Genomic DNA, 25,641 nt, shown 5'->3' with positions numbered 1-25,641 from the left:
GGAGCGGGTCACTTGCGGCCGGGGGTCCAGTTCATGCCCCAGCCGTAGGCGTGGTCGACCGTCCGCTGCGGGCTCACCCCGCGATCGGGCACCAGGTAGCGGGCCTCGCGCTGGACGACGAGGTCGTTTCCGGTGTTGGTGATCAGCGCGAGGGCGCACACCGTCGAGGGCACGGTGCACTCGTCGAGCGAGAAGTCGACCGGGGCGCCGTACTGCGGCTGGAGGGTGACCGTGGCGTGCAGGTCGGCGAAGGAGCGGGCGCCCTCGTAGATGGTCACGAAGACGAGGATGCGCCGGAAGTACTGCTTGTGGTCGAGGCTGATGGTGAGGTTCTCGCCGGTCGACACGGCGCCGGTGCGGTCGTCGCCGTCGAGGTGGATGAACGGCGGCCGGTCCAGCGCCCCGAAGGCGTTGCCGAGTGCCTGGACGACGCCCTTGCTGCCGTCGCTCAGTTCGTACAGGCAGCACAGGTCGAGGTCGAGGTCGTCGTGCATCGCGACCGGGCGGCCGAGCTTGCGTCCCCAGCCCGAGAACTGCTTGCGCACCTGCCAGTTGAGGTTGACGCGCATGGCGCCCGAGGTGCCGCCCTGCTTGGTCAGCGAGACGGAGGGCGCCGACTTGGTGAGCGTGACCTTGGTCAGGCGGACCGGCGCGGCGGAGGGCGGCGCGGCGGCCGACGGCCGTGCCGCGGGTGGAGCGGAAGGCGGCATCGTGACCGGCGGAGCGGGAGGTGCGGGAGGCGGCATCGTGACCGGCGGAGCGGGGGGTGCGGGTGGTGTCACCGGCGCGGGAGGCGCGGCCGACGGTGCGTGCTGCGGCTCGTCCACGGCGATGCCGTAGTCGGTGGCCAGGCCCTCGAGTCCGCTGTCGTACCCCTGGCCCACGGCGCGGAACTTCCAGGCGCCCTGCCGGCGGTAGAACTCGCCCAGCACGAAGGCGGTCTCGACGGTCGCGCCCGGGTTGTCGAAGCGGGCGACGACGGTGTTCCGCGCGGCGTCGCGGACCTCGATGTACAGATCGGGGACCTGTCCGAACGGCCCGCCGTCCGAGGAGGCGGCGAGGATCACGGTCTCGATCGCGGGCTCCACGCGCGCGAGGTCGACGAGGAGGCTGTCGGTCACCCGGCCGCCGGCGTCCCGCTTGCCCTCGTGGCGGACCGAGCCGGAGGAGTGGGCCGGCTGGTTGTAGAAGACGAAGTCCGTGTCGGAACGGACCTTGCCGCCCACCAGGAGGAGGGCGGAGGCGTCCGCGTCGGGCACGCCCGGGCCGGATCGCCAGCCCAGTTCGACCCGCAGTGCCGTCGTCGGCACCGGGGTGTTCGATCCTTTCGGCATTGACATGCCCGCCCCCATCACGTGTCACCGAGCCGGGCCGCTTCCCGGCGAATCGTCGAGTTCTCGACGCCCAACCTATTCTCCGGGCCACCCGCCCTTGGAGAGGAGTGCCGCAGAAGGTTCGGTCAACCGCCGGTAACCCTCCCGGAACTCCGCCTTTACCGCAAAAACTCGCGGCATGACGCCCCATTTTGCCAAGTTCGCTCGCATTGAGGATGCCGGGTCACTGCGGACACGGAAAACAACCCTCTTATCGGTCTCCCCAACCAGCACATCGTGGGCTTAACTTATGGCCATGACCTCCCCCCGCTCCACTTATGGCGGCGGCTACTACTCCGCCTCCTTCCCGGACACTCCGATCTACGACTCGCTCGTGGCCGAACGGGGCACACCGCAGATCGCCCCGATCCGGGTCCCCGCCGCGTACGACATGCCGAGCAGCAGCCATCTGCCCGCGCTGCCGTCCGCCCTGCCCGCCCTCCCGGCGGGCCCCTCGCAGCCCTCCTACGGATATCCGCAGCAGGCCCCGCAGCCCGCCCCGTTGCAGCAGGCCCAGGCCGCGTACATCCCGCACCAGGCGACCGCCCCGCGCGGATACCCCGGCCCCCAGCAGCCGCAGCAGCCCCGCCCGGCCGCGCCCGGCCCGGCGGGGTACGAGGCGATGCGTCCCGCGGCTCCCCGGCCGGCCCCCGCGCCGTACCAGGATCCGTACAACCAGCAGCAGTACCGCGGTTACTGAGCCGTCCTCGGGGCTGTCGGTGCCACCTGGCACCATGACACCATGGGATACGCGCGACTGCAGTCGATCCACGTCCATCCGGTCAAGGCCTTCCGGAGCCTGCCGCTCCAGGAGGTTGTCGTGGAGCCCTGGGGGCCGGCCGGAGACCGACGCTGGATGCTGATCGACGACGGGGGAAAGGTCGTCACGCAACGCACGCAGCCGCGCCTCGCCCTGGCCGTCGCCGAGCTCCTGCCCGGCGGCGGCGTACGGCTGTCCGCGCCCGGCATGGCACCGCTCACGGTGCCGGTCCCGCGCGCGCCGGTCAGCGTGACGGTGCGGATCTTCCGCGACAAGGTCGAGGCGCTGCCCGCCGAGGACGAGGCCGCGCACGCCTGGTGCAGCGCACTGCTCGGAGCCGACGTCCGGCTGGTGCACCTCGACGATCCGGCCACCCGCCGCCCCGTGGACCCGGAGTACGCCCTGCCGGGCGAGACCGTCTCCTTCGCGGACGGCTTCCCGCTGCTGCTGACCACCACGGCCTCGCTCGACGCGCTCAACTCACTGATCGCACGGGGCGAGCACGCGGACGAGGGCCCGCTGCCCATGAACCGCTTCCGGCCGAACCTGGTCGTGTCCGGCACCGAGCCCTGGGCCGAGGACACCTGGTCGCGCGTCGCCGTCGGCGAGGTCGTCCTGCGGGTGGCCAAGCCGTGCGGGCGGTGCGTGGTGACCACCACCGACCAGGAGACCGCCGGCCGCGGCGCCGAGCCGCTGCGCAGCCTCGGCCGGCACCGGCGCGTCGACGGCAGGCTGGTCTTCGGGCAGAGCCTGGTCCCCCTCGGCGGCGGCACGGTCAGGGTGGGCGATCCCGTGCGGATCGTCGAGTGACGTGCGGCCGTTCGCGCCGGACGCACGGCACCGGACCACGTTTCGGACGAACGGCCCTGTGACGGGAACCCGTTGCGGGATCGGCGCGTTGGGCTTGATGAGAGGTCCATGAGAACCGGTCCGGCCCGGGCCGGCGAGCGGGGGCGGCACGTTCCCGCGGCCCACCGGTCCGGCCGGGGTCGGCGTGGACGGCTCGGCGGGGGGGATGCGGAGCAGAGCGGGAAGAGGGCGTGGGCGTGCGAGCGATCAGGGGTCTCTGGCGCTGGCGAGGCAATCCCCTGTGCCGCGCGAGCGACCTGGCCGAGGCCTGGGTGGCGCTGACGGCGCTGCTGCTGATGCTGTCCGTGGCCCCTCTGATCGGCGCCCTCGTGGGCGGCGCCGCGCAGCACGCGCTGCAGCGGTCGGTGCGCGAACAGCACGAGTCCCGGCACCGGGTGACGGCCACCGTGGTCCGTGCCCTGGAGCGTTCGCCCCTGAGTGTCGACCCGGAGGGCAGTTCGGGGGAAGGCCTGCGCAGCCGTGTCCTGGCCGGCTGGACGGGGCCGGACGGCTCACGGCACGAGGCCCCCGTCCTGGTGGGCCTCGACGACCCGCGCAGCGGCGACCGGTTCGCGCTCTGGACGGACGCGCGGGGCCGTGAGGTGGCCCGCCCGCTGGACTCCGCCACCGCGACCACCCACGCCGTGCTTGCCGGGTTCGGCACCGCGGTGGCGGCCGCGGCCCTCGTGGAGGCCGTCCGGCGGATCGTGGTCTGGCGCCTGGTCCGCCGCCGGTACGCACGCCTTGAGCGGGAGTGGGAGCGGGCGGGCCCGGACTGGGGCAGGACCGGCGCGGGCAGTTGACGGGCTTGAGCCTCCGGTCAACTCACCGCCTGCGCGCACGCTACGGTGGACCGGCCGAACCGAATCGGCGACGACCCGCGTACGACGAGGTGGGGGCACAGCAACGCCATGGCACAGGGCACGGTCCAGGTGACGCACACCGGCACCTCGCGGTGGCGGCGCCGCACGGGTGAGTACGCATCGCTCGCCGCCGCCCTGGAGGCAGCGGCCGACGGTGACGTGCTCACCGTCGCCCCCGGGACCTACCGGGAGAACCTCGTCGTCCAGCGGGCGGTGACCCTGCGCGGGCCCGACGGCGCCCAGGGCTCGGTGCGCATCGCGCCCACCGACGGTGTCCCGCTGACCGTGCGCGCCTCGGCGGTGATCCAGGACCTGCACGTCGAGGGCCAGGACGCGGCGGCCCCCGCGGTGCTGGTCGAGGACGGAACGCCGGAGCTGCTGGGTCTGCGCGTCGTCGCGCGTTCCGCCTCCGGGATAGAGGTGCGCGGCAGCGCGCGTCCCACGGTGCGGCGCTGCTCGGTCGACAATCCGGCCGGTGTCGGCATCGCCGTCCTGGACGGCGGCGGCGGCGTGTTCGAGGAGTGCGAGGTGGTGGCGGCCGGGCAGGCGGGCGTCGCCGTGCGCTCCGGCGCCCACCCCCGGCTGGACCGCTGCCGGGTGCACCACGCGGCGGGTTCCGGACTGACGGCGACGGGCGAGGGCTCCGCCCTGGAGGCGGTGGGCTGCGAGGTCTACGAGGTCCGGGGCAGCGGCGTCCAGGTGACCGGCCGGGCCACGGCGCACCTGACCGACTGCGACGTGCACCGCACCACCGGCGACGGGGTCACGCTGGACACGGACGCGGTGCTCACCCTCGCCGACTGCCGCATCCACGACATCCCGGAGAACGCGGTCGACCTCAGGTCCCGCTCGGTCCTCACCCTGACCCGCACCAGCGTGCGGCAGTTCGGGCGCAACGGCCTGTCGGTGTGGGACCCGGGCACGCGCGTGGACGCCAACCAGTGCGAGATCTTCGACAGCACCGGCGACTACCCGGCGGTCTGGGTCTCCGACGGTGCCACCGCGGTGCTCGACTCCTGCCGGGTGCACGACGTGCCGGACGCGTTGTTCGTCCTGGACCGGGGCTCGCGCGCGGACGTCGTCGACAGCGACCTCTCCCAGGTGCGCAACACCGCCGTCTCGGTGAGCGACGGCGCCACCGCGCAGCTCGACGACTGCCGCATCCGGGACGCCGCCACCGGCGCCTGGTTCCGCGACCACGGCAGCGGCGGCACCCTGAACAACTGCACCCTGGACGGCAATCGCACCGGTGTGATCGTCACCAAGGGTGCCGACCCCACCATCGAGCGCTGCACGGTCGACTCCCCCTCCGAGGCGGGCGTCTACGTGTCGGCCGGCGGCCGCGGCAGCTTCCTGAACTGCCGGGTCACCGGCAGCGCGGGGTACGGCTTCCACGTGATCGACGGGTGCCGTACGACGCTGCGCAAGTGCCGTACGGAGCGGTGCGCGCGCGGTGGGTTCGAATTCGCGGAGGGCGGCCCCGACGCGGCGTACGACTCCGGGCCGCTGGTCGAGGACTGCACCAGCGACGAGAGCACCGGTCTGACGACGCCCGCCGCGGCGCCCGAGCCGGTGGTGCAGACGGCGGCCCAGTCCCCCGGTCTGCTGGGCTCGATCCCCGGGCAGCGCACCACCGAGCAGGAGCCCCTGGTCGCGGCCGCCGCCTCGCCGGAGCCTGCCCGCACCTCGAAGGCCGTGCTGGGAGAACTGGACGCCCTGGTGGGCCTGGACAGCGTCAAGCGCGAGGTGCGGGCGCTGACCGACATGATCGAGGTGGGCCGGCGCCGGCAGCGGGCGGGCCTGAAGGCCGCGTCGGTCAAACGGCACCTGGTCTTCACCGGCTCCCCCGGCACCGGCAAGACGACCGTCGCCCGGCTGTACGGCGAGATCCTCGCCTCGCTCGGCGTACTGGACAAGGGCCACCTGGTCGAGGTGTCCCGGGTGGACCTGGTGGGCGAGCACATCGGCTCGACGGCGATCCGCACCCAGGAGGCGTTCCAGCGGGCGCACGGCGGCGTGCTGTTCATCGACGAGGCGTACGCCCTCTCCCCCGAGGACGCTGGCCGGGACTTCGGCAAGGAGGCCATCGACACGCTGGTCAAGCTGATGGAGGACCAGCGGGAGGCGGTCGTGGTGATCGTCGCCGGGTACACGACGGAGATGGAGCGCTTCCTGTCCGTCAACCCCGGTGTGGCTTCCCGTTTCTCACGCACCATCACCTTCGGCGACTACGGCCCCGGGGAACTGCTGCGAATCGTGGAGCAGCAGGCCGACGAGCACGAGTACCGGCTGGGACCGGGCACGTCGGAGGCACTGACGAAGTACTTCACGGAGATCCCCAAGGGCCCGGCCTTCGGCAACGGCCGCACCGCCCGCCAGACCTTCGAGGCGATGGTGGAGCGGCACGCGAGCCGGGTCGCCCAGTTGTCCGACCCCAGCACGGACGACCTGACGCTGCTGTACCCCGAGGACCTGCCCGAGCTGCCGTAGCGGAACCGACGGCGGGACCCGGCGGGTCTCAGCAGTTCCCGGTCGCGTCGTCCGCGGCCGGGACGGACGTCGCCGCTCCGCCCGTGTGGCGCGGCGCCGGCACCTCCGGGCGCAGCCGGGCCAGCAGCCGCGCGCGTTCCTCGGCGAAGGCGGGGTCTGCCTGGTAGTCGGAGTGGCCGAGGATCGGCGCGGGCAGCGGGTGGAGTTCGGTGCGGCCGTACGTCAACGGGTCCTTGAGGGGTGCGCGGTCCACTGCGGGGCCCGCGTCGCCCGGCAGCCGCATCGGGCCGCCGATGGGGTCGGTGCGCCGGTACAGGTTGCGCCAGCAGTCGACCTCCTCGTGCAGCGAGGCGAGCGCGTCGGGACCGAAGTGGGCCGGGAACCAGCGGCCGTACAGCCGCTCCAGCGGGGAGCCGTAGGTGAGCAGGGCGACCCGCTTGCGGGCGGACGGCTCGAGCTGCCAGGACGCGGCGGCGGCGAGGACGCTGCCCTGCGAGTGCCCGGAGATGACCAGCCGCCCGCCGGTGACGCGGGTCCAGGTCGCCATGCGCCAGGTCAGGTCGGGCACCGCGCGCTCGGCGTAGCAGGGCGGTGCGAAGGGGTGCGCGGCGCGCGGCCAGAAGGTACCGACGTCCCACAGGATGCCGATGGTGCGCCGCGCGGAGGCGTCCTTGTAGGCGCGCCGGCCCCAGGTGACGAACAGTATGAAGCCGAGGCCGATCAGCCAGGAGCCCAGTTCCTGTGCGGTCTGCGCGGCGCCCTGGACGACGGCGTACGTGCCGCGCGCGGCCTCGCCGGGCACCTGGTCGGTCGCCAGGGCGCCCACCAGGGCTCCGGCGCCGAGCAGCAGGGTCGCGGTGGAGGTGAGGGCGACGAGGAGGGGCGCCCGGTCGGTGAGCGTGGCCGTGGCCCGGGTCAGCGCGATGCGCCGGGTGCGCGCCGGGTCCCCGGTCTGCCCCGGGTGGTCGTGTTCCACCGCGTCCCGTTCCGCGTGGGCCAGGCGCAGCGTGTGCCGGGCCAGCGCGGCGCACATCAGCAGCAGCACGAGAAGCAGCGGCGGGATGACGGACGCCTGCCAGGTCAGCAGGACGGGCGGGCCTTCGAGGAACGTGCCGGTTCCGTCCATCCAGTCGGAGACGCGCTGGGCGACGCCGCCGGACATGACCCCGCCCAGCGCGCAGGCCAGCATGGCCACGGCGGGACCGCCCAGGCCCCGGACGGCGGCCCGGGCGTCGGGGCGGCTGCGGTGGAGCAGGTGGGCGACCACGGCCAGCGCGATGACGAGCAGCCCCTGCACCAGGGCGACGCTGCCGAAGGCCAGGTCCCCCGAGAGCCGCCCGTGCGACGTCCATCCGGGGCGGGCCCAGCCGCCGTACAGCAGGGCGAGGACGAACAGGAGGAGGGCGGCGAGCGGCAGGCTGCGCACGAGGCGGGCGTCGAGTTCCCGGTCGAGGCGCCGCTCGCTGCGGCCCCGGCGGCACACCACCGCCACCACGGCGACCGCCCCCGTGACCAGTGCCCCCAGCAGCACCCATCCCAGTGTGTCGAGCAGCGCGGGTCCGCCCGGCCGGCGGTCGAAGCGGGCCGCCGGAACGCCGACCCCCGCGGCGACGGTCAGCAGCCCGGCGGCGGTGTGGGCGGCACGCAGCCGGGCCACCAGGCGGCGCCCGTACCAGAACCCGGGCCGGCTCAGCGCGCCGCCGCGGGGGTTCTCCTCCGGGTCGTTCTCGCGGGCCATGGGCTGCTGGGACTCGTACGCGCGCCAGGTGCGCAGCGACAGGTACCACAGCAGCCCGGTCAGCGCGGCGGGCACCGCGGCCGCGAGGGCGAGCCTGCGGCCGGGCGGGCTCCACCAGCCGCCGTCCGACATCACCGGCGACAGGAAGCCCAGCCAGGAGTGCCGTTCCACGCACGCGTGCGTGCCCGCGCACTGCCAGGCGACGAGGTCGAGGGCGACCTCGCAGGCGGCGCCGACCAGGAGCACCGTCAGGGTGAGGCCGGTGAGGCGCAGCAGCAGCCCGTAGAGGCGGACCGTGCGGATCCGGCCGTCGGCGGCGGGCCGCATCCAGTGGGCGAGGTTGACCACCATGAAGGGCAGGAGCAGCAGCCACAGGGCGCGGGTGCCGTTGCCGGAGGTGAGGTTGCACCAGACGTAGGCCTCGGGCACCGGTCGGCCGCGGTAGTCCCCGGGCCGGGACTCGGCGTCGGCGTCCTCGCTGCGCCGGAAGACGGCCGCGACGTGGTCGCCGGTGATCCGCACGGTGCGCGGGTCGTCCAGCATCTCGGCGGGTGTCGTGCCGCCCACTCCGTGCACCAGGAGTTCCAGGGCGGTGCCGCTTCTGTCGCCCCTCCCGCCCCTCCCGCCCCTCCTGCCCTTCCCGGCCCTTTCCTGCGCCTCTTTCACTGTCCGCACTCCCCCGTGACGCGCCGTCGGCTGTGTCCGTGCGGGCACAAGGATCTCCACTCCGCGGGCGTCCTACACCCCTCGGCACGCAATCTCCCCGATCCGTGTGACCGGTGCGGCCGGGCAGGCGGTGGCGCGGGCCGTCGCGGGGCGTGCGAGGATGGGACGTCCGCGCACGGGTGCGGGGAGAAGTCCTCATCGGAGCGAGTGCGTCGGCGTGTCGGACGGTTTTGCGGCGAAAGGACCGGAGCGTACGTGAGTGAGAATCCGAACCTCCTCGCGGAGCAGCGACGCGCCCTGATCCTCGACGAGGTGCGCCGCCGGGGCGGGGTCCGGGTCAACGAGCTGACCCGCAAGCTCGGCGTGTCGGACATGACGGTCCGCCGCGACCTGGACGCGCTGTCCCGGCAGGGCGTCCTGGAGAAGGTGCACGGGGGCGCGGTCCCGGTGGCCGAGGCGAGCACCCACGAGCCCGGGTTCGAGGCCAAGTCGGGTCTGGAGCCGACCGCCAAGGAGGACATCGCGCGGGCCGCCGCGGAACTGGTCGCGCCGGGCGCCGCGATCGCCCTGTCGGGCGGCACGACGACGTACGCCCTGGCGCACCGGCTGGTGGACGTGCCGGATCTGACGGTGGTCACCAACTCGGTGCGGGTGGCCGACGTGTTCCACGTGGCGCAGCGCACCTCGGGGGCGCGGCAGGGCGCGGCGACGGTGGTGCTCACCGGCGGGGTGCGCACGCCCTCCGACTCGCTGGTGGGCCCGGTGGCCGACCAGGCGATCGCGACCCTCCACTTCGACGTGCTGTTCCTGGGTGTGCACGGCATATCGACCGAGGCCGGCCTGTCCACGCCGAACCTCGCGGAGGCCGAGACCAACCGGCGGCTCGTGCAGTCGGCACGGCGTGTCGTGGTGGTGGCGGACCACACCAAGTGGGGCGTGGTGGGCCTGAGTTCGTTCGCGACGCTGGAGCAGGTGGACACGCTGGTGACCGACTCCGGCCTGTCGGCGGGGGCTCGCGCGGAGGTCGCCGAGCACCTCGGGCTGGTCGTGGCGGGCGAGCCGGAGCCCGCGGCCGACTGACGTCGGCGGGAGCGGGGGCTTCGGCTTCGGCGTACGCAAGGTCCCCTGCCGTGTGCGGCAGCTCGCGGGCCTGTCCCTGCGATGCGCGGCGCCGGCATTCCGTGTGGCCCCCGCCACGCTGACACTCGACGCGCCCGGGGCTATGGTGGCGCCACCCGGCCGAACGTCCGCACGCGCGGCTTCGCACAAGGGGGTGGTGGTCATGGCGCGCCGACTGCGTCCGGTGGGTCTCGACTTCGTCGAGACGGCGCCGGTACGCCTGGTCTTCGCCCGGGAGATCTCCGCCGCTCCCGACGCGGTCTTCCGCGCCCTGGCCGAGGACGTGCCCGGCTGGACGGCGTGGTTCTCGGCGGTGACGTTCGCCCGGCCCATCGGTGAGGGCGCGGGGCGCGAGATCCGGCTCAGAGGCGGTACGCGCTTCGTGGAGACGGTGCTGGCGGCCGAGCGTCCCGAGGTGTACGCCTACCGGGTCGACGTCACCAACGCACCGGGTGCCCGGGCGATGCTGGAGGAGTGGCGGCTGACACCGGCCGGTACCGGCACACGGGTGCGGTGGACGTTCGCGGCGGACGGCACCGCGCTGTTCCGTTTCGTGCTCGACCGGGCGCGTCCCGGGCTGGGACGCGCCTTCCGGGGCGCGGTGACATCGCTGGACCGGCGGCTGCGGCGTCCGTAGCCCGGCACGGGCCGTGGTCGGTCAGTGGGGCCAGGCGCCCGTGCGCAGCAGGGACCCGATCGCCGCGGTGTACGGCCCGATGTCGAGGCCCTGCTCGGCGAGCCAGTCGTCCGAGTAGTACTTGTCGAGGTACCGGTCCCCCGGATCGCACAGCAGCGTCACGACGCTGCCCCGCTCCCCCGCGGCCACCATCTCGGCGACGATCTTCAGCGCGCTCCACAGCCCGGTGCCCGTGGAACCGCCCGCCTTCAGCCCGATCGCCCGCTCCAGGGCGCGCACCGCCGCGACGCTCGCCGCGTCCGGCACCTTCATCATGCGGTCGATCGCGCCCGGCACGAAGCTCGGCTCCATCCGGGGCCGGCCGATGCCCTCGATGCGGGAACCGTGGTCGCAGGCCACCTCGGGGTCCCCGGTGGTCCAGCCCTCGAAGAAGCAGGAGTTGTCCGGGTCGGCGACGCAGACCCGGGTGTCGTACTGCATGTAGTGGACGTAGCGGGCGAGGGTCGCGGAGGTGCCGCCGGTACCGGCCGTGGCGACGATCCAGGACGGCTCGGGATACCGTTCCAGCCGCAGCTGACGGAAGATCGACTCGGCGATGTTGTTGTTGCCGCGCCAGTCGGTGGCGCGTTCGGCGTAGGTGAACTGGTCCATGTAGTGGCCGCCGGTCTCCGCCGCGAGGCGGGCCGACTCCTCGTACATTCGCCGGGAGTCGTCCACGAAGTGGCACCGTCCGCCGTGGAACTCGATCAGGCGGATCTTCTCGGTGCTCGTCGTGCGGGGCATGACGGCGATGAACGGCACGCCGATCAGCTTCGCGAAGTACGCCTCGGAGACGGCCGTCGAGCCGCTGGACGCCTCGATCACCGGTCGGTCCGGCCGGACCCAGCCGTTGCACAGGCCGTAGAGGAACAGGGAGCGGGCGAGGCGGTGCTTGAGGCTGCCCGTCGGGTGGGTCGACTCGTCCTTCAGGTACAGGTCGATGCCCCAGCGCTCGGGGAGCGGGAACAGGAGCAGGTGGGTGTCGGCCGAGCGGTTGGCGTCGGCCTGGACCTTGCGGACGGCCTCTTTCAGCCAGGCGCGGTAGGCGGCGTCGCTGCGGTCGACGTCGAGGGTTGCGCCGGGGGCGGTCTGCCGGTCAGTGCTCACTTCGGGGCTCCTTACGCTGCGCGCCGACGGCGGACAGCGCGGCCGACAACTCGATCATAAACACCTTCCGCACGCTTCTCACCTGCATAAACACCTCTTTGGGAGCCCCAAAGACACCCCTGGGGCGGCGCGGTGGACGCGGCGGGGGCGCATTCGTGCGAGTGCTCCGGTCTCTTCCGGAAAGGGGCGGCGCGTACTGGTGCTCGGGGCGCGGTGCGGGCAGACTGCCAGCGGCGGGACCGGATTCCCGTCGCGGGCGCACACCGGAGCACGACACGAGCCGGTACCGGGAGCATCGCGGTCGGTGCACGGGCCGACAACCGACGGGCACGAGGGGGCGACGGCCATGGCGGAGCCGGAGTTCAGGGCCACGGGGGTGCGGATCGGCAAACGGCTGCGGTCACTCACCCGGGCCGGGACGGTCCGGATCAGCGGTGGCCGGGTCGAGTTGCTCACCAGCTACGGCAGCGAGATAGACAGCGCGCCGGTGCAGGCGGTGCGCGCCTCCCGCCCGTGGTTCGGCCCCGAGGACCGTGCGCTCGCCGACCTCAACGGCAAGCGGTACCTGCTGACCCTCGGCGAGCGTGACCCCGCCCCCGGCGAGCCGGGTCCGCCCGCGGCCCGCCGCTTCATCGAGGCGGTGCGCAGTGCGGCCGGACGCCGCGTCTGAGAGATGTCCGTAAGTTGCGGTGCCTCGCCCCTTGCGTCACGCTGGTCTCACGTCACTCTGGGTTTACCGGCGATAACGCTGCGAACCAGCCCGCCGGCCATGACAGCGGGCGGCGTGCGCCGTGTGCGCCTCGCTGGATCCGAACTCCGTGTTCTTCCGGACCTCTATGTCGGGGAGTCGCAGCCGTGATCAGTCACCCAAGCAGACATTGCACGGTGGAGCTGCAAGCCCTGCCGTCGCGGATCGGCCAGGTCCGCAGAATCGTATCTGCGCAATTGCGCTACTGGCATATGGATCTCCTGATCGACCGGGCGGTGCTCGGCGTGACGGAGTTGTTGACCAACGTCCACCTGCACGCCCGGCCGGACAAGACGTGCACCGTGGAAATAGCACTGCTCCTGGACCGGCTGACGGTCTCCGTGCGCGACCACGATCCGCGGCTGCCCGTCGTGGACGACGCCGAGCCCTTGGCCACGTGCGGGCGCGGGCTCGCCATGGTGGCCGCGATGAGCGAGAGCTGGGGCGCACGGCCGGAGGGCGAATCGGGCAAGGTCGTCTGGTTCACGCTCCCGACGGCCGTCACCGCCCGCCCACCCGCCGCGCCACCCGTGTCGGCCCGCCCGCCGCGTCGTCTGGTCGAAGAGGTGCCGGCCGCCGCGTTCGCCGAGGTCGAGCACGCGGTCGGACTCGGCAGTCCCCAACCCGCTCCCGCCCGGTCGGCCGCTGTCGGCTGACCGGGCGGTGACCGTCCGCTGCCGCGGACCGTGCGTCGCGGTTCCGGCGCCGCCCGGAAGGCGGGTGCGCGTCCGCGGCGGTCGGCGACCGGCGGGGACGGCACCGACCCTGACGGCGCGTCGGCCGCCCGGGGAACGCGGGACGGACGGCGAGCGGCGGCACGATACGCGGCGGCAAGCGGCAGCGGGCCCGGTCGAGGCGGACGCGCTCCCTCCTGCCGAACCGCCTTGCCGGGCAAGGAAGGTGAGGCGTGTGGTGTCGCCGGTGGTCAGGCCCAACTCGTCCGCCTCGCTGGCGGTGACCGCGATGCCGTCGGTGCCCAGGTCGTCGAGCGAGCCGTGGACGGTGCCCAGGTCCAAGGTGCGGTCCAGGGCGAGCGGGTCGGTGACGGGTCACCTATGCCATGCCGTCCTCGCCGCCGAAGGTGGCGAGTCCGACAACGGTGACCCGAACCGGGTCGGGGGTGCGCAGGGTCGTGATGTCGCCGATCGCCAGGCCGCCCTTCTCGGCGGTGCCGCGGTTGACGACGACTTCGCCGGACTTCTGTGGGGCGTGCCCCTCGGCGAGGCGGTACGGGTTCAGCTCCGGTTCGGTGATCCGGTTGCCGGCCACGGTGGGTGGGCCCTGGCCGCCGCTCGGCTCGCCGTTCGCGCCGACGAGCTGGCCGGCGCCCTGGATGCTGGGGGCCGCTGCGGCGACGCCGGGCACCCGCTCGATCGTCCGGACCGGGTCGGTGCCGACGGGCCGCCGTACGCCCTGGCTCTCGCCCGGCGTGGTGATGGCGTCGGTGCCGCCGACGGCGTCGCCGAACATGGTGTCGAAGCTCGCGCGGAGCGTGTCACCCATGACCAGGGTGCCGGGCAGGAAGGCGGCGCCGAGGACCACGGCGAGGAAGGTCCCGGCGAAGCGGCGTTTGTGGGCCCTGAGCAAGGAGACGCTCAGACGGACGGGGACGGGGGCGTTCATGACGGCGCCTCGAAGGCTTTCATCCGGTCCAGGACCTTGTCGGCACTCGGCGCGTCCATGCGGTCGACGAGGCGTCCGTCGGCGAGGAAGACGACCTCGTCCGCGTGGGCGGCGGCGACGGGGTCGTGGGTGACCATGACGACCGTGCGCCCGGTCTGCCGCACGGTGCGGCCGAGGAGGCCGAGCACCTCGCCGCCGGAGCGGGAGTCGAGGTTGCCGGTGGGCTCGTCGGCGAAGACGACGTCCGGCTGCCCGGCGAAGGCGCGGGCGACGGCGACGCGCTGCTGCTGGCCGCCGGAGAGTTCGGCGGGCCGGTGGTGGAGGCGGTCGCGCAGTCCGACGACGTCGATCAGCGCGTCGACCCACTCGGTGTCGCCGCGGCGGCCCGCCAGGTCGAGGGGGAGGGTGATGTTCTCGGCGACGGTCAGCGTCGGCACCGGGTTGAAGGCCTGGAGGACGAAGCCGACGCGGTCGCGGCGCAGCAGGGTGAGCCGCCGGTCGTCGAGGGCGCTCAGGTCGGTGTCGCCGATGCGGGCGGCGCCCGTGGTGAGCGTGTCGAGTCCGGCGGCGCAGTGCATCAGGGTGGACTTGCCGGAGCCGGAGGGCCCCATGACGGCGGTGAAGCGGCCGGCCGGGAAGTCGTCGCTCACGCCGTCGAGGGCGTGTACGGCGGTGTCGCCACCGCCGTACGCCTTCACGGCGTCCACGACCCGGGCCGCGGCCCGGGTGTCGGTCGTCGTGGTCATGCCGCACCGCCCTTGCCCGTCCGGCCGAACTGCTCGTCCAGCACGGACAGCCGGCGCCAGTACTCGTCCTCGTCGATCTCGCCGGAGGCGAAGCGGTGGCCGAGCACGGTGATGGGCGAGTTGTCCTCGACGGCGCCGAGCCGCCCGGGTCCGCGGCGCCCGCGCCACACCGTGCGGCGCAGCAGGGTGATGCCGCCGCCGATGAGCAGTGCCCAGATCACCGGGAAGAGCAGGATCCACGGGCCGGGCCCGCCGTCGCCGAACTGTGCCAGGGTCTCCATGTCGTCCAACTCCTCGGTCGCGATGTCTCTCGTGTCGCTTCCGAGCCTGGCTCCGGGAGGGGGTCCGGGGCGTCGTACGGCCAGCGGCAGTGTGCGTACCCTGCGGGGAGTACGCCGGAGGTCCGCGGCTGCTTCCTCCGGCTTCGCCTCCCCCCGTTCCCGTCGAACGCCCGATTCTGTAACTACTAGTATGTACAGTGAGTGCATGAGCACCTCGGAACGACTGATCGAGTCCACACGCGAGCTGCTGTGGGAGCGCGGGTACGTGGGGACCAGCCCCAAGGCGATCCTCGAGCGGGCCGGGGCCGGGCAGGGCAGCATGTACCACCACTTCACGGGCAAGCCCGATCTCGCGCTCGCCGCGATCCGGCGCACGGCCCAGGAGATGCGCGCCGCCGCCGGTGCCGTGCTCGCCGGTCCGGGGACACCGTACGAGCGCATCGAGGCGTATCTGCGGCGCGAGCGCGACGTGCTGCGCGGGTGCCCGGTCGGGCGTCTGACGATGGACCCGGACGTGATCGCCGACGACGCCCTGCGCGCCCCCGTGGACGAGACCCTCGACTGGCTGCGCGAGCAGATCGCGCAGCTGGTGGAGGAGGGCCGGGAGCAGGGCGAGTTCGCGCCCTCGCTGGACGGCGAGGAGATCGCGGCGGCGGTCGTCGCGACCGTCCAGGGCGGCTACGTCCTGGCCCGCGCCTCCGGCTCGCCCGCCGCCTTCGACGCGGGGGTCCGGGGACTGCTCTCGCTGCTCGCGCCGTCGAACGCCCGTGCGCGGTAGCGGACTTCACGCCCATCCGATTCGACCGGAGGATTCACGACCCGTGCATGCCATGCAGTACGGCTTCACCCTGCCCGCCGACTACTCGATGGACGTCATCAGGGAGCGTGTGGCCCGCACCGGGCACCTGCTGGACGACTGGCCCGGGCTCGGCCTCAAGGCGTATCTGATCCGCGAGCGCGGGAAGGACGGCTCGCCGGTCAACCGGTACGCGCCGTTCTACCTGTGGCACACGGTGGAAGGCATGAACTCCTTCCTCTGGAACGGCGCCTTCCAGCGGCCCACCGACGACTTCGGCCGGCCCTCGGTCCGGCAGTGGACGGGCCTGGCGTACGAGGAGGGCGGTGCCGCCGACTCGCCCGCGCGGGTGGCGGTCCTGCGGCGGCGACCGGTGCCGGACGGGGTGCCGCCGGCGGAGGTGGCGGCGGGGGCGGTGCGGGAGACCGGACGGCTCGCGGCCGTGGAGGGGGCGCTGCTCGCGGCGGCGGTCGTGGACACCGGGCGCTGGGAGCTGGTGCACTTCTCGCTCCACGCGGGCGAGGCGCCGGACGGGGCCGAGGGTGAGGTCTTCCGGGTGCTGCACCTCTCCGCGCCCGGGCGGGGGCTGCTGCCGAGGGGACGCCAGTGGTGAGGGCCGTCCGCACGGTCCTCGGGGACGTGCCCGGCGAGGAGTTGGGGGTGTGCGACGCGCACGACCATCTGTTCTTCGCCAGTCCCCGGCCGCCCGGCGAGGAACTCGACGACGCGGCGGCGGCCCGGGCGGAGCCGGCCGCGTTCCGGGAGCGGGGCGGCGGCGCGGTGGTGCAGTGGACGCCGTAGGGACTGGGCCGGCGGGCCGCCGGTCTCCCGGGCCTCTCCCGCAAGACCGGCGTGCACGTGGTGGCCGCGACGGGACTCCACCAGGACGTCCACTACGACGAGGACACGCTCGCGGCGCTGCGGGGCCGGGCCGCCGGGGTCTTCGTCGCCGAACTGACGCGGGGCATCGGGACGTCGGGCGTGCGCGCCGGGCTGATCAAGGTGGCCGGCGGCTTCCACGGGCTCGACGCGCACGCGCGGTGGACCCTGTCTGCGGCGGCCGAGGCGCACCACGCGACGGGGGCGCCGATCGCGGTGCACCTGGAGCTGGGCACCGGCGCCCTGGACGTCCTGGAGTCCCTGTGCGGCGAGTGGGGTGTACCGCCGGACCGGGTGATCCTCGGCCACCTCAACCGCTCCCCCGACGCCGCCGTGCACCGGCAGGCCGCCGGGTCGGGCTGCTGGCCGGCCTTCGACGGGCCGTCGCGAGCCCATCACGCCACCGACCGGCGGACGCCGGAGGCCCTGCGGGAACTCGCCGAAACGGGGTTCGGCGACCGGCTGCTGCTCGGCGGCGACACGACGACCGCGGCCGCCCGCTCGGTCGACGGCGGTCCGGGGATGCCGTACCCGCTGCGCCGTGTGGCTCCGCGGCCGGCGCTCGCCGTGGGCGAGGAACTGGTGCGGAGGATCCTCACCGAGAACCCGGCGCGGGCGTTCGCCGTCGAGTGGCGCTGACGCCCCCCGTTCCGCGCCCCATGCCGCGGCCCCGCCCGACAAGAGGAGCGCTCATGCCCTTCGTCCGCATCGACGCGTACGGCGGGCGACGACGACGACCGTCTCGACGCGCTCGGGCGGGTCGTCCACGACGCCCTGGGCGAGACGCTCGGCATTCCGTCCGACGACCGCTTCCAGGTCCTGACCGCCCACGACCCCGCCCGCGGCACCCTGCGCTACGACGGACACCTAGGCGTGCGCCGGGACGAGGGCATCGTCTTCGTGGCGATCGCGCTGCGGGCGGGGCGGACGACCGACCGGAAGCAGGCGCTGTACCGCAGGATCGCCCGGCTCTCCGAGGAGTACGCGGGCACGGACCCCGCAACGTCGTCGTCACGCTGACCGAGAACACCTCCGCCGACTGGTCGCCGGGCAACGGACTCGCGCAGTACGTAGGGTCGGGATCATGCTGAGACTCGGAATCCCCGTCATCGGTGTCACGGACCTCGCCCGCGCCGTCGCGTTCTGGACGCAGGCGCTGCCCCTGGTCGCCGCGGAGGAGTGGAGCAGCGAGACCTGGCGCACGCTGGAGTACGCCGACGGTTCCGGGCACGCCCTCGGTCTGATGCGCAGCGACTCCCGGCCCGAACCCCGGCCCCGGCTCCATCTCGACCTGTACACGGACTCGGCCGAGGAGCAGCAGGCGGAGGTGCGGCGGCTGATCGGCCTCGGGGCGCGGGACGTCGAGTGGGACCTGTACCCGCCCGGCCCCGACTTCGTCGTCCTGGCCGACCCGGACGACAACATCTTCTGCGTCGTCGACCTCGGCCACGCCCCGAGCGGGGGCGACGCGCCCGCCGCATGAGGCGCACGCCGTGCTACGCCGGTACGCCCAGCGGGTCGTCCAGGACCGGCTGCCAGGCCAGCTCGGCGGCGCCGACCAGACTGTTGTGGTCCAGCCCGCAGGGCAGGATCGGGACGCCGCCGCTCTGACCCCACAGGCTGCGCCCGGCGACCACCGCGCGCAGCCGCTCCGGGTCGGCGTCCAGGAGCGCCCGGTGCAGTCCGCCGAGGATGATGCGGTCCGGGTTGAGGATGTTCACCAGACCCGCGAGACCCAGGCCCAGGCGGTCGATGAGGGTCTCGGCGGCGGTGCGGACGGCCGGGTCGGCGTAGTGCTCGCGGATCAGGTCGTAGGACTGCTGGAGCAGGGACACCTCGGGTCCCGGTTCGCGCCCGGCAGCCGTGAGGAAGGCCAGCGGGTCGGTCTCGACGTCCAGGCAGCCGCGGCTGCCGCAGTGGCAGGGGCGGCCCTCGGGGTTGACGGCGAGGTGACCGACCTCCAGGGCGAGCCCCGAACTGCCGGTGTGCAGACGGCCGTCGAGGACCAGGGCGCCGCCGACCCCGCGATGACCGGTGGCCACGCACAGCAGGTCGCGGGCGCCGCGTCCGGCGCCGTGGCGGTGCTCGGCGAGGGCGGCGAGGTTGACGTCGTTGGCGGCGAACGCCGGCCCCTCGATCCCGGCGGCGCGCACCTGCCGCGCGAAGATCTCCCGGACGGGCGCGCCCGCGGGCCAGGCCAGGTGCAGCGGGTTCAGGGCCAGACCCTCCGGTTCCGCGACGGCGGACGGCACGGCGAGTCCGGCACCGACGCAGCGCCGCCCGGTCTCCCGCAGGAGTTCCGTACCCGCCTCGACGACGGAACCCAGCACCTTCGCCGGGTCGGCGTCGACGACCTCGCAGCCGGGCGCGGTGGCGACGATCCGGCCGCCGAGACCGACCAGGGCCGCGCGGAAACCGTCGGCGTGGATCTGGGCGGCGAGGGCGACGGGCCCGTCCTCGGCGACCGAGAGGCGGTGCGAAGGGCGGCCCTGGGAGCCGGCCGCCGCGCCGGGCCGGGCGTCCACCCTGATCAGGCCGAGCGCCTCCAGTTCGGCGGCGACCGCACCGGCCGTGGCCCGGGTCACGCCCAGTTCGGCGGTGAGGACGGCCCGGGTGGGGGCGCGTCCGGTGTGCACGAGCTCCAACGCGGGTCCCAGCGCGCCGCGCCCCCGGTCCAGCCGCGTCCTCGAGGTGGTCCCTTCCCCCGCCGCCCGGGGGTCCGCCTTGCCGCTCATGAGGGGGAGTCTCCCATGATCCGTCCGTGGCGCGGGCCTAGAGGCCGCTGACCCGGAGCGTGATGTTCAGCCGCCCGGTGAGTCCCAACTCGGGCGGCGCGGTGCCCGGGTGCACCCTCGGCACCCCGTGGTACGCGAGCCGGGACGGGCCGCCGAAGACGAACAGGTCGCCGCTGCGCAGCTCGACGTCGGTGTGGGGGCGGGCGCGGGTCTCGGGGTTGCCGAAGCGGAAGACGCAGGTGTCGCCGAGGCTCAGGGAGACCACGGGGGCGTCGGAGCGCTCGTCCGCGTCGCGGTGCATGCCCATGCGGGCGTCGGCGTCGTAGAAGTTGATCAGCGCGATGTCGTACGGCGCCGGTGTCGGCGCGTCGGGGCCGAGCGCGTCGGTCACCGCCCGGCGGGCGAGGGCGTCGAGCCACGCCGGGAACGGCTTGACCGGGGCGCCGTCCCCGTCGACGGCGGTGGGGGCGTAGCCGTACGGGTACCAGTGCCGGCCGAGGCAGACCTGCCGGGCGGTCATGGTGCCGCCGCCGGGGGTGCGCACCGTGCGCAGTCCGGCGGGCGGGCGCGCCCAGCCGCGGCAGGCGTCCAGCAGCTCGCGCTGCCGTTCCGGGGCCAGCCAGTCCGGCACGTGCACGGCGCCGGGCGCGGTCTCGGTACGGCCCCTGGGAAACAGCTCGGCGTCCATGCCGCCCATCATGCCCCCGGTCCCCGCCGCCCTGCCGGGCGCGACCGGCGCTGAGCGGGGACTGGGCTAGCCTGGGCACACGATGAACGACCGCAGCACGCACGACCGCCGCACGAACGACCCCGGCGCGTACGGCCCCGGCGCGAACGACCGCCGCTCGAACGACCGCAGCGACGGCGGCGGCGACCGGATGACCACGCCGTGGGGCGAGCACGTGCTGTCCCGCTACCCCGAGGACGCGCGCGACCGGCTCCGTGCCTGGGACGCCTCCGACGAGTACCTCCTCGGCCACCTCGCGGAGCGAGAGGTGCCTCTGGACGGCAGGGTCGTGGTCGTCGGCGACCGCTGGGGAGCCCTGGTGACGGCGCTGGCGGCGCACCGTCCGGTGCAGATCACCGACTCGCACCTCGCCCGGGAGGCGACGCGGGCCAATCTGGAGCGCGGCGGCGTCGAGCCGGGCTCGGTCGGCCTGCTCACCACGCAGGACCCGCCGCCGGACCGCGTGGACGTGCTGCTCGTGCGGGTGCCGAAGAGCCTGGCACTGCTGGAGGACCAGTTGCTGCGGCTGGCACCCGCGCTGCACGAGGGCACGGTCGTGGTCGGCACCGGGATGGTGAAGGAGATCCACACCTCGACGCTCCGGGTGTTCGAGCGGATCGTCGGCCCGACCCGGACGTCCCTGGCCGTGAAGAAGGCCCGGCTGATCTTCGCGGAGCCCGATCCGGCGCTGAAGCGGCCCGCCAACCCCTGGCCGCTCGGCTACCGGCTCCCCGACGACGTCGGACCGCTCCTCTCCGGCCGGCCCGTCGTCAACCACGCCGGTGTCTTCTGCGCCGACCGCCTCGACATCGGCACCCGCTTCTTCCTCCGGCACCTGCCGGACACCGGTGGCTTCGGGCGGGTGGTGGACCTCGGCTGCGGCAACGGTGTGGTCGGTACGGCGGTGGCGCTGGCCGACCCGGACGCCGAGGTGCTGTTCACCGACGAGTCGTTCCAGGCCGTGGCCTCGGCCGAGGCGACGTACCGGGCCAACGAGGTGGCCGGCCAGGCGGAGTTCCGGGTCGGCGACGGGCTGGCCGGAGTGCCGGACGGCAGTGTCGACCTGGTGCTGAACAACCCTCCCTTCCATTCCCACCAGGCGACGACCGACGCCACGGCGTGGCGGATGTTCACCGGGGCGCGGCGGGTGCTGCGCCCCGGCGGCGAACTGTGGGTGGTCGGCAACCGGCACCTGGGCTACCACGTCAAGCTGCGGCGCCTGTTCGGCAACAGCCGGCTGGTGGCGGGCGACCGGAAGTTCGTGGTGCTGAAGGCGGTCAAGGAGTAGCGGGAGGCGGCGGTACGGGCGCGGTACGGGCCACCACCCGCAGGAGTGTCGCCACCGTCCGGACCATGGCCTCCCGCCCCGCGGTGAGGTAGCCGCGCGAGTCGACCGCCTCCGGACGGGCGGCGAGGTGCTCCCTGATCGCGCCGGTCATGGCGATGTTGAGCGCGGTGCCGACGTTGACCTTGGCGATGCCGCCCGCGACGGCCGCCGCGAGTTCGCCGTCGGGGACACCCGAGGAGCCGTGCAGCACGAGCGGCACGTCCAGGGCGCCGGACAGCTCCTTGAGCAGGTCGTGGTCGAGGACCGCGGTGCGCGTGGTCATGGCGTGCGAGCTGCCGACGGCGACGGCCAGGGCGTCCACGCCGGAGTCGGCGACGTAGGCGTGTGCCTCGGCGGGGTCGGTGCGGGCGCCGGGGGCGTGCGCGTCGAGCGGCGGGGCGCCGTCCTTGCCGCCGACCTCCCCCAACTCGGCCTCGATCCACAGCCCCTGGGCGTGCGCCCAGTCGGCGGCGGCCCGGGTCGCCGCGAGGTTGTCGGCGTACGGCAGCCGGGCGGCGTCGTACATCACGGAGCTGAACCCGGCGTCCGGGGCCTGGCGCAGCAGGCCGTCGCTCTGGACGTGGTCGAGGTGCAGGGCGACGGGGACCGCGGCACCCTCGGCGGCGGCGACGGCCGCGCGGGCCAGGGGCAGCAGGCGGCCGTAGCGGTACTTCACGGCGTTCTCGCTGACCTGGAGGATCACGGGCATCCGCACGGACTCGGCGCCGGCGACGACTGCCTCGATGTGCTCCAGGGTGATGACGTTGAAGGCGGCGACGGCCGAGCGGCCGGCCGCGGCACGGCCGACCAGGTCGCCGGTGGTGGCGAGGGGCACGGTCTGGTTCCTTCCCGGGCGTCGGGCGGCGGGCGTCAGGGGGCGAGGATCACCGAACGGGTCAGGTGGCGCGGCCGGTCCGGGTCGAGCCCCCGGGCGGCGGCGACGGCGACGGCCAGCCGCTGGGCGCGGACCAGTTCGGCCAGCGGGTCCAGCTCGCCCGGCACCCACATCGCACCGGTGTCGCGGACCTGCTCGGCCAGACCGTCCGGCGCCTCGCCGAACATCCAGGTCGCCGTGCCCGCGGTGCTGATGCTGATGGGGCCGTGCCGGTACTCCATCGCCGGGTAGGCCTCGGTCCAGGACAGGGAGGCCTCGCGCATCTTCAGGCCCGCCTCGTTGGCCAGTCCGACGGTCCAGCCCCGGCCGAGGAAGGTGAACTCGGTGCGCTCCACGAGCCCTTCGGGCAGCCCGGCCGCGAGGGCGGCGCGGGCGTCGGCGACGACCGCGTCGGTGTGCAGGCCGAAGTGGGCGCGGAGCAGCGTGAGCGCGGTCGTCGCGAACCGCGTCTGCACCACGGACCGTTCGTCGGCGAAGTCGAGGACGACCACGTCGTCGGCGGCGCTCATGACCGGCGTCCGAGGATCGGCGGTGAGCGCGACGGTGCGCGTGCGGCCCTTCAACTCCGTGAGCAGTTCCAGTACTTCGGTGGTGGTACCCGAGCGGGTGAGGGCCACGACCCGGTCGTACGCCCGCCCGCGCGGGAACTCGGAGGCGGCGAAGGCGTCCGTCTCGCCGAGGCCCGCGTCCTCGCGCAGGGCCGCGGCCGACTGCGCCATGAAGTACGAGGTGCCGCACCCCACGATCGCCACCCGCTCCCCCGCCGTCGGCAGCGCCGCCCTGTGGCGCGCCGCTTCCTCGGCGGCGCGCGTCCAGCACTCGGGCTGGCTGTTGAGCTCGTCGTCGACGTACGTCATGTCGCACACTCCCGGAACACGTGGTGATTGTTCCTGCAAGATATAGCGATCTTTCAAGCACAATCAAGCAATCTGAGGGAATGCTGCGGTGCGCTAGGGTCGGCGGAGATCGAGGAACGGAGGCGCGGATGTCGCGCGACGCCCGCTGGAAGGCGCTGCTGGAGCTGCTCGTCGAGCGCGGCCGGCTGGACGTCGAGGAGGCGGCGACGGAGCTGGAGGTGTCGGCCGCAACGATCCGCCGCGACTTCGACCGGCTCGCCGAGCAGCAGATGCTCGTGCGCACGCGCGGGGGCGCGGTGGTGCACGGGGTGTCGTACGAACTGCCGCTGCGCTACAAGACCGCCCGCCGCGCCTCGGAGAAGCAGCGCGTCGCACAGGCGGTCGCCGCCCTGGTGGCGCCCGGCGAGGCGGTGGGACTGACCGGGGGCACCACCACCACCGAGGTGGCGCGCGCCCTGGCCGTGCGTTCCGACCTGGCTTCCGGCACCCCCGCGCTGACCGTGGTCACCAACGCGCTCAACATCGCCAACGAGCTGGCCGTCCGGCCGCAGTTCAAGATCGTGGTGACCGGCGGGGTGGCCCGGGCGCAGTCGTACGAGCTCATCGGGCCGCTCGCGGACGGGGTACTGGGTCAGGTGACGCTCGACGTGGCGGTGCTGGGCGTCGTCGCCGTCGACGTCGCGCACGGCGCCGCGGCGCACGACGAGGCGGAGGCCGCGATCAACCGGCTGCTCTGCGAGCGCGCCGAGCGGGTGGTCGTGGCCGCCGACTCCAGCAAACTGGGCCGACGGGCGTTCGCCCGGATCTGCGCGACCGAGTCGGTCGACACGCTGGTGACGGACGGGGCGGCCGACCCGGAGCTGGTGCGGGGGTTCGAGGAGGCGGGAGTGCGGGTCGTCACGGCCTGAGGGATTCCCCGGGTGACGGCGCCGCCGGTCAGTGCCCGTGGCCGCCGGAGTGCTCCGGCGCGGTGTTCGGGGCGGACTCCGGCACCCCCGGAGCCGATCCGACGCGCACGGTGAACGCCGCGGTGTGGACCTCGCCCCCGTGCCGGAAGTCGAGGAAGAGGCGGTAGGTGCCTGCGCTGGGCGCGGTGGCCGTGAAGGAGATCTCCGGGCCGGGCGCGGTGGTGCCGTCATCGGGTTCGCCGTTCGGGTGGACGTGGAGGTAGGCGAGGTCGCCGGAGCGCAGGGCGACCAGGTGGCCGTAGGCGCCCAGGTGGGGCTGGAGGTCGTCGACGGGCTCGCCGGCGCGGGACACCTTCAGCTTCAGCTCGCTCGCCTCGCCGGGGCGCAGGGCGCCGGCGACTTCGACCTGGTAGCCGTCGGTTCCGGCGGTGCTGCCGGGGGCCGGCGGCCGAGCGGGCTCGTAGGGTCCGGCGGCGGCGAGGTCGGCGCCCAGGGTGAGGTTCTCCGCACCCTTGCCCGCCGGGGTGAAGTCGGCGAAGACGCGGTAGCCGCCCGCCTCGGGAAGTTCGACGGGGGTGCTCCAGGTGCCGTCGGCGGCGCGAGTGGGGTGCAGGTGGCGGTAGGTGACCAGGTCGCGCGAGGCGATGACGAGGTGGAGTTCCTTGTCGTGCTCCCGCTGGTACGCGGTCAGCGCCGTGCCGCTCGCGTCCCGGACGGTGAAGCGCAGTTCGGTGTGCCGACCGGCGGTGACGCGCGGGGTGGCGAGGTCGAGGGTGTAGCCGTTCGCGGAGATCTCCAGGCCACCGACCGGGCTGCTCCCACGCCCTGCGTGCCGCTCGCTCTGCTGCTGTCGCCCCGATGACTCGCCGTGCTCGTCGTGCGGCGCCGGTTCGCTCCGCGCGACGATCGGGTCCACTCCCCCGCCCACGCCGTAGGCGGTGCCGAAAGTCGCGGCCAGCGCGGCGGCGAAGGCGGTGATCCTCAGTCCGGTGTGCATGGCGGTCGTCTCCTCGCATTCCGGGTCTCCGGCTCAGTCGGAGGCCCCTCCATACACGTCACCATACCCCCAGGGGGTACCCAGTCAAGCGAGTGACGGCTTGCCGTTCGGTACCCCCTAGGGGTATACATGGAAGCCGGACGGGAGATACCCCCGCCCCGTATTCATCGACTGCCGGAGGAAGCCATGTCCTCGAACACCACCGCCCCCGCCACCACCACGTACGCCGTCGCCGGCATGACCTGCGGTCACTGCAGCGCGACGCTCACCCGGGTCGTCGGCGAGCTGGACGGTGTCACCGGCGTCGACGTCGCGCTCGACACCGGCCGCGTCACCGTGACCTCCGCCGCCGAGCCGGACGACGCCGCGATCGCCGAGGTCGTCGACGAGGCCGGCTACGAGCTGACCGGCCGCGTCTGACCCGGCCCGCACTCCCCGGTCGACCCGATTCGCACGGCCGGGACCCGCACGCCGGGCCCCG

The 25,641-nt window shown here is 74.0% G+C and carries 24 protein-coding genes and 3 pseudogenes; 16 read left to right on the top strand and 11 right to left on the bottom strand.

Annotated elements, in window-relative coordinates; translation table 11 throughout:
- Positions 1 to 8: 8 nt before the first annotated feature.
- Positions 9 to 1,334, bottom strand: coding sequence for a TerD family protein (locus AB0P07_RS05425; RefSeq protein WP_365545871.1), 1,326 nt, complete (start codon positions 1,332 to 1,334; stop codon positions 9 to 11).
- Positions 1,335 to 1,629: 295 nt separating this feature from the next.
- Here AB0P07_RS05425 and AB0P07_RS05420 point away from each other — a divergent pair, with 295 nt between their 5' ends.
- The 4 genes from AB0P07_RS05420 to AB0P07_RS05405 all read left to right on the top strand — a co-directional run bounded on the left by AB0P07_RS05420 (position 1,630) and on the right by AB0P07_RS05405 (position 6,335).
- Positions 1,630 to 2,073: a DUF6643 family protein gene (locus AB0P07_RS05420; RefSeq protein WP_365545406.1), complete on the top strand. Its 444-nt coding sequence runs from the start codon at positions 1,630 to 1,632 to the stop codon at positions 2,071 to 2,073.
- 42 nt (positions 2,074 to 2,115) lie between these two features.
- Entirely contained in the window at positions 2,116 to 2,943 is an 828-nt protein-coding gene (locus tag AB0P07_RS05415) for an MOSC N-terminal beta barrel domain-containing protein (RefSeq protein WP_365545404.1), read from the top strand.
- A gap of 236 nt (positions 2,944 to 3,179) precedes the next feature.
- Positions 3,180 to 3,785 carry a hypothetical protein gene (locus AB0P07_RS05410; RefSeq protein WP_365545401.1) on the top strand — a complete coding sequence of 202 codons (606 nt, stop codon included), beginning with the start codon at positions 3,180 to 3,182 and terminating at the stop codon, positions 3,783 to 3,785.
- Positions 3,786 to 3,893: 108 nt separating this feature from the next.
- On the top strand, positions 3,894 to 6,335 hold the full coding sequence (locus AB0P07_RS05405; protein ID WP_365545398.1) for a right-handed parallel beta-helix repeat-containing protein: 2,442 nt from the start codon (positions 3,894 to 3,896) through the stop codon (positions 6,333 to 6,335).
- Between the two features lie 28 nt (positions 6,336 to 6,363).
- Here AB0P07_RS05405 and AB0P07_RS05400 read toward each other — a convergent pair whose 3' ends face one another.
- Positions 6,364 to 8,739 carry a hypothetical protein gene (locus AB0P07_RS05400; RefSeq protein WP_365545395.1) on the bottom strand — a complete coding sequence of 792 codons (2,376 nt, stop codon included), beginning with the start codon at positions 8,737 to 8,739 and terminating at the stop codon, positions 6,364 to 6,366.
- 255 nt (positions 8,740 to 8,994) lie between these two features.
- Between AB0P07_RS05400 and AB0P07_RS05395 the strand changes: the two genes are divergently transcribed.
- Together AB0P07_RS05395 and AB0P07_RS05390 are read left to right on the top strand one after the other, a co-directional pair.
- A complete protein-coding gene (locus tag AB0P07_RS05395) occupies positions 8,995 to 9,819 on the top strand; it encodes a DeoR/GlpR family DNA-binding transcription regulator (RefSeq protein WP_365545392.1) in 825 nt (274 codons plus the stop codon).
- 202 nt (positions 9,820 to 10,021) lie between these two features.
- Complete coding sequence (locus AB0P07_RS05390) at positions 10,022 to 10,495, top strand: SRPBCC family protein (RefSeq protein WP_102931852.1); 474 nt, start codon at positions 10,022 to 10,024, stop codon at positions 10,493 to 10,495.
- Between the two features lie 21 nt (positions 10,496 to 10,516).
- Here the strand turns inward: AB0P07_RS05390 and AB0P07_RS05385 are convergent, their stop codons facing one another.
- Entirely contained in the window at positions 10,517 to 11,641 is a 1,125-nt protein-coding gene (locus AB0P07_RS05385) for a PLP-dependent cysteine synthase family protein (RefSeq protein ID WP_365545389.1), read from the bottom strand.
- Between the two features lie 346 nt (positions 11,642 to 11,987).
- Here AB0P07_RS05385 and AB0P07_RS05380 point away from each other — a divergent pair, with 346 nt between their 5' ends.
- Both AB0P07_RS05380 and AB0P07_RS05375 read left to right on the top strand, forming a co-directional pair.
- Positions 11,988 to 12,311: a hypothetical protein gene (locus tag AB0P07_RS05380; protein ID WP_365545869.1), complete on the top strand. Its 324-nt coding sequence runs from the start codon at positions 11,988 to 11,990 to the stop codon at positions 12,309 to 12,311.
- A 185-nt stretch (positions 12,312 to 12,496) separates the two neighbouring features.
- Positions 12,497 to 13,045, top strand: a complete 549-nt coding sequence (locus tag AB0P07_RS05375) for an ATP-binding protein (protein WP_365545386.1) — start codon at positions 12,497 to 12,499, stop codon at positions 13,043 to 13,045.
- A 400-nt stretch (positions 13,046 to 13,445) separates the two neighbouring features.
- Here AB0P07_RS05375 and AB0P07_RS05370 read toward each other — a convergent pair.
- The 3 genes and pseudogenes from AB0P07_RS05370 to AB0P07_RS05360 form a co-directional block, all read right to left on the bottom strand.
- Positions 13,446 to 14,012, bottom strand: a pseudogene (locus tag AB0P07_RS05370) (ABC transporter permease); the annotation flags it as partial.
- The gene (locus AB0P07_RS05365; protein ID WP_365545384.1) at positions 14,009 to 14,758 is read right to left on the bottom strand and encodes an ABC transporter ATP-binding protein; all 750 of its coding nucleotides are present in this window, start codon (positions 14,756 to 14,758) and stop codon (positions 14,009 to 14,011) included. The pseudogene AB0P07_RS05370 and the gene AB0P07_RS05365, both read right to left, overlap by 4 nt.
- Positions 14,755 to 15,039 carry an SHOCT domain-containing protein gene (locus AB0P07_RS05360; protein WP_365545382.1) on the bottom strand — a complete coding sequence of 95 codons (285 nt, stop codon included), beginning with the start codon at positions 15,037 to 15,039 and terminating at the stop codon, positions 14,755 to 14,757. The genes AB0P07_RS05365 and AB0P07_RS05360 overlap by 4 nt, the downstream gene beginning before the upstream one ends.
- Before the next feature lie 190 nt (positions 15,040 to 15,229).
- Here AB0P07_RS05360 and AB0P07_RS05355 point away from each other — a divergent pair, with 190 nt between their 5' ends.
- From AB0P07_RS05355 to AB0P07_RS05335, 5 genes and pseudogenes are all read left to right on the top strand, one after another.
- Complete coding sequence (locus tag AB0P07_RS05355; RefSeq protein WP_365545379.1) at positions 15,230 to 15,817, top strand: TetR/AcrR family transcriptional regulator; 588 nt, start codon at positions 15,230 to 15,232, stop codon at positions 15,815 to 15,817.
- A gap of 43 nt (positions 15,818 to 15,860) precedes the next feature.
- Positions 15,861 to 16,448 (top strand): DUF4865 family protein, encoded by a 588-nt coding sequence (locus AB0P07_RS05350; RefSeq protein WP_365545376.1) that lies wholly within the window; start codon positions 15,861 to 15,863, stop codon positions 16,446 to 16,448.
- Positions 16,445 to 17,353: pseudogene (locus tag AB0P07_RS05345) on the top strand (phosphotriesterase). Before AB0P07_RS05350 ends, AB0P07_RS05345 begins: the two are co-directional and overlap by 4 nt.
- 53 nt (positions 17,354 to 17,406) lie before the next feature.
- A pseudogene (locus AB0P07_RS05340) lies at positions 17,407 to 17,805 on the top strand (tautomerase family protein).
- On the top strand, positions 17,799 to 18,197 hold the full coding sequence (locus AB0P07_RS05335) for a VOC family protein (RefSeq protein WP_365545373.1): 399 nt from the start codon (positions 17,799 to 17,801) through the stop codon (positions 18,195 to 18,197). The pseudogene AB0P07_RS05340 and the gene AB0P07_RS05335 overlap by 7 nt, the downstream one beginning before the upstream one ends.
- Positions 18,198 to 18,210: 13 nt before the next feature.
- Here AB0P07_RS05335 and AB0P07_RS05330 read toward each other — a convergent pair whose 3' ends face one another.
- Entirely contained in the window at positions 18,211 to 19,449 is a 1,239-nt protein-coding gene (locus tag AB0P07_RS05330; RefSeq protein ID WP_125633908.1) for an ROK family protein, read from the bottom strand.
- Positions 19,450 to 19,486: 37 nt separating this feature from the next.
- Complete coding sequence (locus tag AB0P07_RS05325) at positions 19,487 to 20,137, bottom strand: alpha-ketoglutarate-dependent dioxygenase AlkB (RefSeq protein ID WP_365545370.1); 651 nt, start codon at positions 20,135 to 20,137, stop codon at positions 19,487 to 19,489.
- A gap of 190 nt (positions 20,138 to 20,327) precedes the next feature.
- On the opposite strand from AB0P07_RS05325, the gene AB0P07_RS05320 reads away from it, so the two are divergent.
- Positions 20,328 to 21,464 carry a methyltransferase gene (locus AB0P07_RS05320; protein WP_365545866.1) on the top strand — a complete coding sequence of 379 codons (1,137 nt, stop codon included), beginning with the start codon at positions 20,328 to 20,330 and terminating at the stop codon, positions 21,462 to 21,464.
- Here the strand turns inward: AB0P07_RS05320 and AB0P07_RS05315 are convergent.
- Both AB0P07_RS05315 and AB0P07_RS05310 read right to left on the bottom strand, forming a co-directional pair.
- Positions 21,454 to 22,338 carry a ketose-bisphosphate aldolase gene (locus tag AB0P07_RS05315; protein ID WP_365545368.1) on the bottom strand — a complete coding sequence of 295 codons (885 nt, stop codon included), beginning with the start codon at positions 22,336 to 22,338 and terminating at the stop codon, positions 21,454 to 21,456. The two genes, AB0P07_RS05320 and AB0P07_RS05315, sit on opposite strands and share 11 nt — an antisense overlap.
- Positions 22,339 to 22,373: 35 nt before the next feature.
- Positions 22,374 to 23,255, bottom strand: coding sequence for a sugar isomerase (locus AB0P07_RS05310; RefSeq protein ID WP_365545365.1), 882 nt, complete (start codon positions 23,253 to 23,255; stop codon positions 22,374 to 22,376).
- 128 nt (positions 23,256 to 23,383) lie between these two features.
- Between AB0P07_RS05310 and AB0P07_RS05305 the strand changes: the two genes are divergently transcribed.
- On the top strand, positions 23,384 to 24,163 hold the full coding sequence (locus AB0P07_RS05305) for a DeoR/GlpR family DNA-binding transcription regulator (protein WP_365545362.1): 780 nt from the start codon (positions 23,384 to 23,386) through the stop codon (positions 24,161 to 24,163).
- 28 nt (positions 24,164 to 24,191) lie between these two features.
- Here the strand turns inward: AB0P07_RS05305 and AB0P07_RS05300 are convergent, their stop codons facing one another.
- On the bottom strand, positions 24,192 to 25,160 hold the full coding sequence (locus AB0P07_RS05300; protein WP_365545359.1) for a hypothetical protein: 969 nt from the start codon (positions 25,158 to 25,160) through the stop codon (positions 24,192 to 24,194).
- Between the two features lie 186 nt (positions 25,161 to 25,346).
- Here AB0P07_RS05300 and AB0P07_RS05295 point away from each other — a divergent pair, with 186 nt between their 5' ends.
- Complete coding sequence (locus AB0P07_RS05295; RefSeq protein ID WP_365545356.1) at positions 25,347 to 25,580, top strand: heavy-metal-associated domain-containing protein; 234 nt, start codon at positions 25,347 to 25,349, stop codon at positions 25,578 to 25,580.
- The last annotated feature ends 61 nt before the right edge of the window (positions 25,581 to 25,641 follow it).

The sequence above is a fragment of the Streptomyces sp. NPDC085944 genome, from assembly GCF_040686295.1.
Taxonomy (GTDB): domain Bacteria; phylum Actinomycetota; class Actinomycetes; order Streptomycetales; family Streptomycetaceae; genus Streptomyces; species Streptomyces salinarius.
Note: the sequence above shows the minus strand (reverse complement) of the source record. Positions and strands in the feature narration are given on the sequence as shown.

Excerpts from the sequence above, each read along its gene's own strand:
- AB0P07_RS05425 (WP_365545871.1), bottom strand. The coding sequence starts at position 1,334 with ATGCCGAAAGGATCGAACACCCCGGTGCCGACGACGGCACTGCGGGTC.
- AB0P07_RS05420 (WP_365545406.1), top strand. The coding sequence starts at position 1,630 with ATGACCTCCCCCCGCTCCACTTATGGCGGCGGCTACTACTCCGCCTCC.
- AB0P07_RS05415 (WP_365545404.1), top strand. The coding sequence starts at position 2,116 with ATGGGATACGCGCGACTGCAGTCGATCCACGTCCATCCGGTCAAGGCC.
- AB0P07_RS05405 (WP_365545398.1), top strand. The coding sequence starts at position 3,894 with ATGGCACAGGGCACGGTCCAGGTGACGCACACCGGCACCTCGCGGTGG.
- AB0P07_RS05390 (WP_102931852.1), top strand. The coding sequence starts at position 10,022 with ATGGCGCGCCGACTGCGTCCGGTGGGTCTCGACTTCGTCGAGACGGCG.
- AB0P07_RS05380 (WP_365545869.1), top strand. The coding sequence starts at position 11,988 with ATGGCGGAGCCGGAGTTCAGGGCCACGGGGGTGCGGATCGGCAAACGG.
- AB0P07_RS05365 (WP_365545384.1), bottom strand. The coding sequence starts at position 14,758 with ATGACCACGACGACCGACACCCGGGCCGCGGCCCGGGTCGTGGACGCC.
- AB0P07_RS05360 (WP_365545382.1), bottom strand. The coding sequence starts at position 15,039 with ATGGAGACCCTGGCACAGTTCGGCGACGGCGGGCCCGGCCCGTGGATC.
- AB0P07_RS05355 (WP_365545379.1), top strand. The coding sequence starts at position 15,230 with ATGTACAGTGAGTGCATGAGCACCTCGGAACGACTGATCGAGTCCACA.
- AB0P07_RS05335 (WP_365545373.1), top strand. The coding sequence starts at position 17,799 with ATGCTGAGACTCGGAATCCCCGTCATCGGTGTCACGGACCTCGCCCGC.
- AB0P07_RS05330 (WP_125633908.1), bottom strand. The coding sequence starts at position 19,449 with ATGAGCGGCAAGGCGGACCCCCGGGCGGCGGGGGAAGGGACCACCTCG.
- AB0P07_RS05325 (WP_365545370.1), bottom strand. The coding sequence starts at position 20,137 with ATGGACGCCGAGCTGTTTCCCAGGGGCCGTACCGAGACCGCGCCCGGC.
- AB0P07_RS05320 (WP_365545866.1), top strand. The coding sequence starts at position 20,328 with ATGACCACGCCGTGGGGCGAGCACGTGCTGTCCCGCTACCCCGAGGAC.
- AB0P07_RS05310 (WP_365545365.1), bottom strand. The coding sequence starts at position 23,255 with ATGACGTACGTCGACGACGAGCTCAACAGCCAGCCCGAGTGCTGGACG.
- AB0P07_RS05305 (WP_365545362.1), top strand. The coding sequence starts at position 23,384 with ATGTCGCGCGACGCCCGCTGGAAGGCGCTGCTGGAGCTGCTCGTCGAG.
- AB0P07_RS05300 (WP_365545359.1), bottom strand. The coding sequence starts at position 25,160 with ATGCACACCGGACTGAGGATCACCGCCTTCGCCGCCGCGCTGGCCGCG.
- AB0P07_RS05295 (WP_365545356.1), top strand. The coding sequence starts at position 25,347 with ATGTCCTCGAACACCACCGCCCCCGCCACCACCACGTACGCCGTCGCC.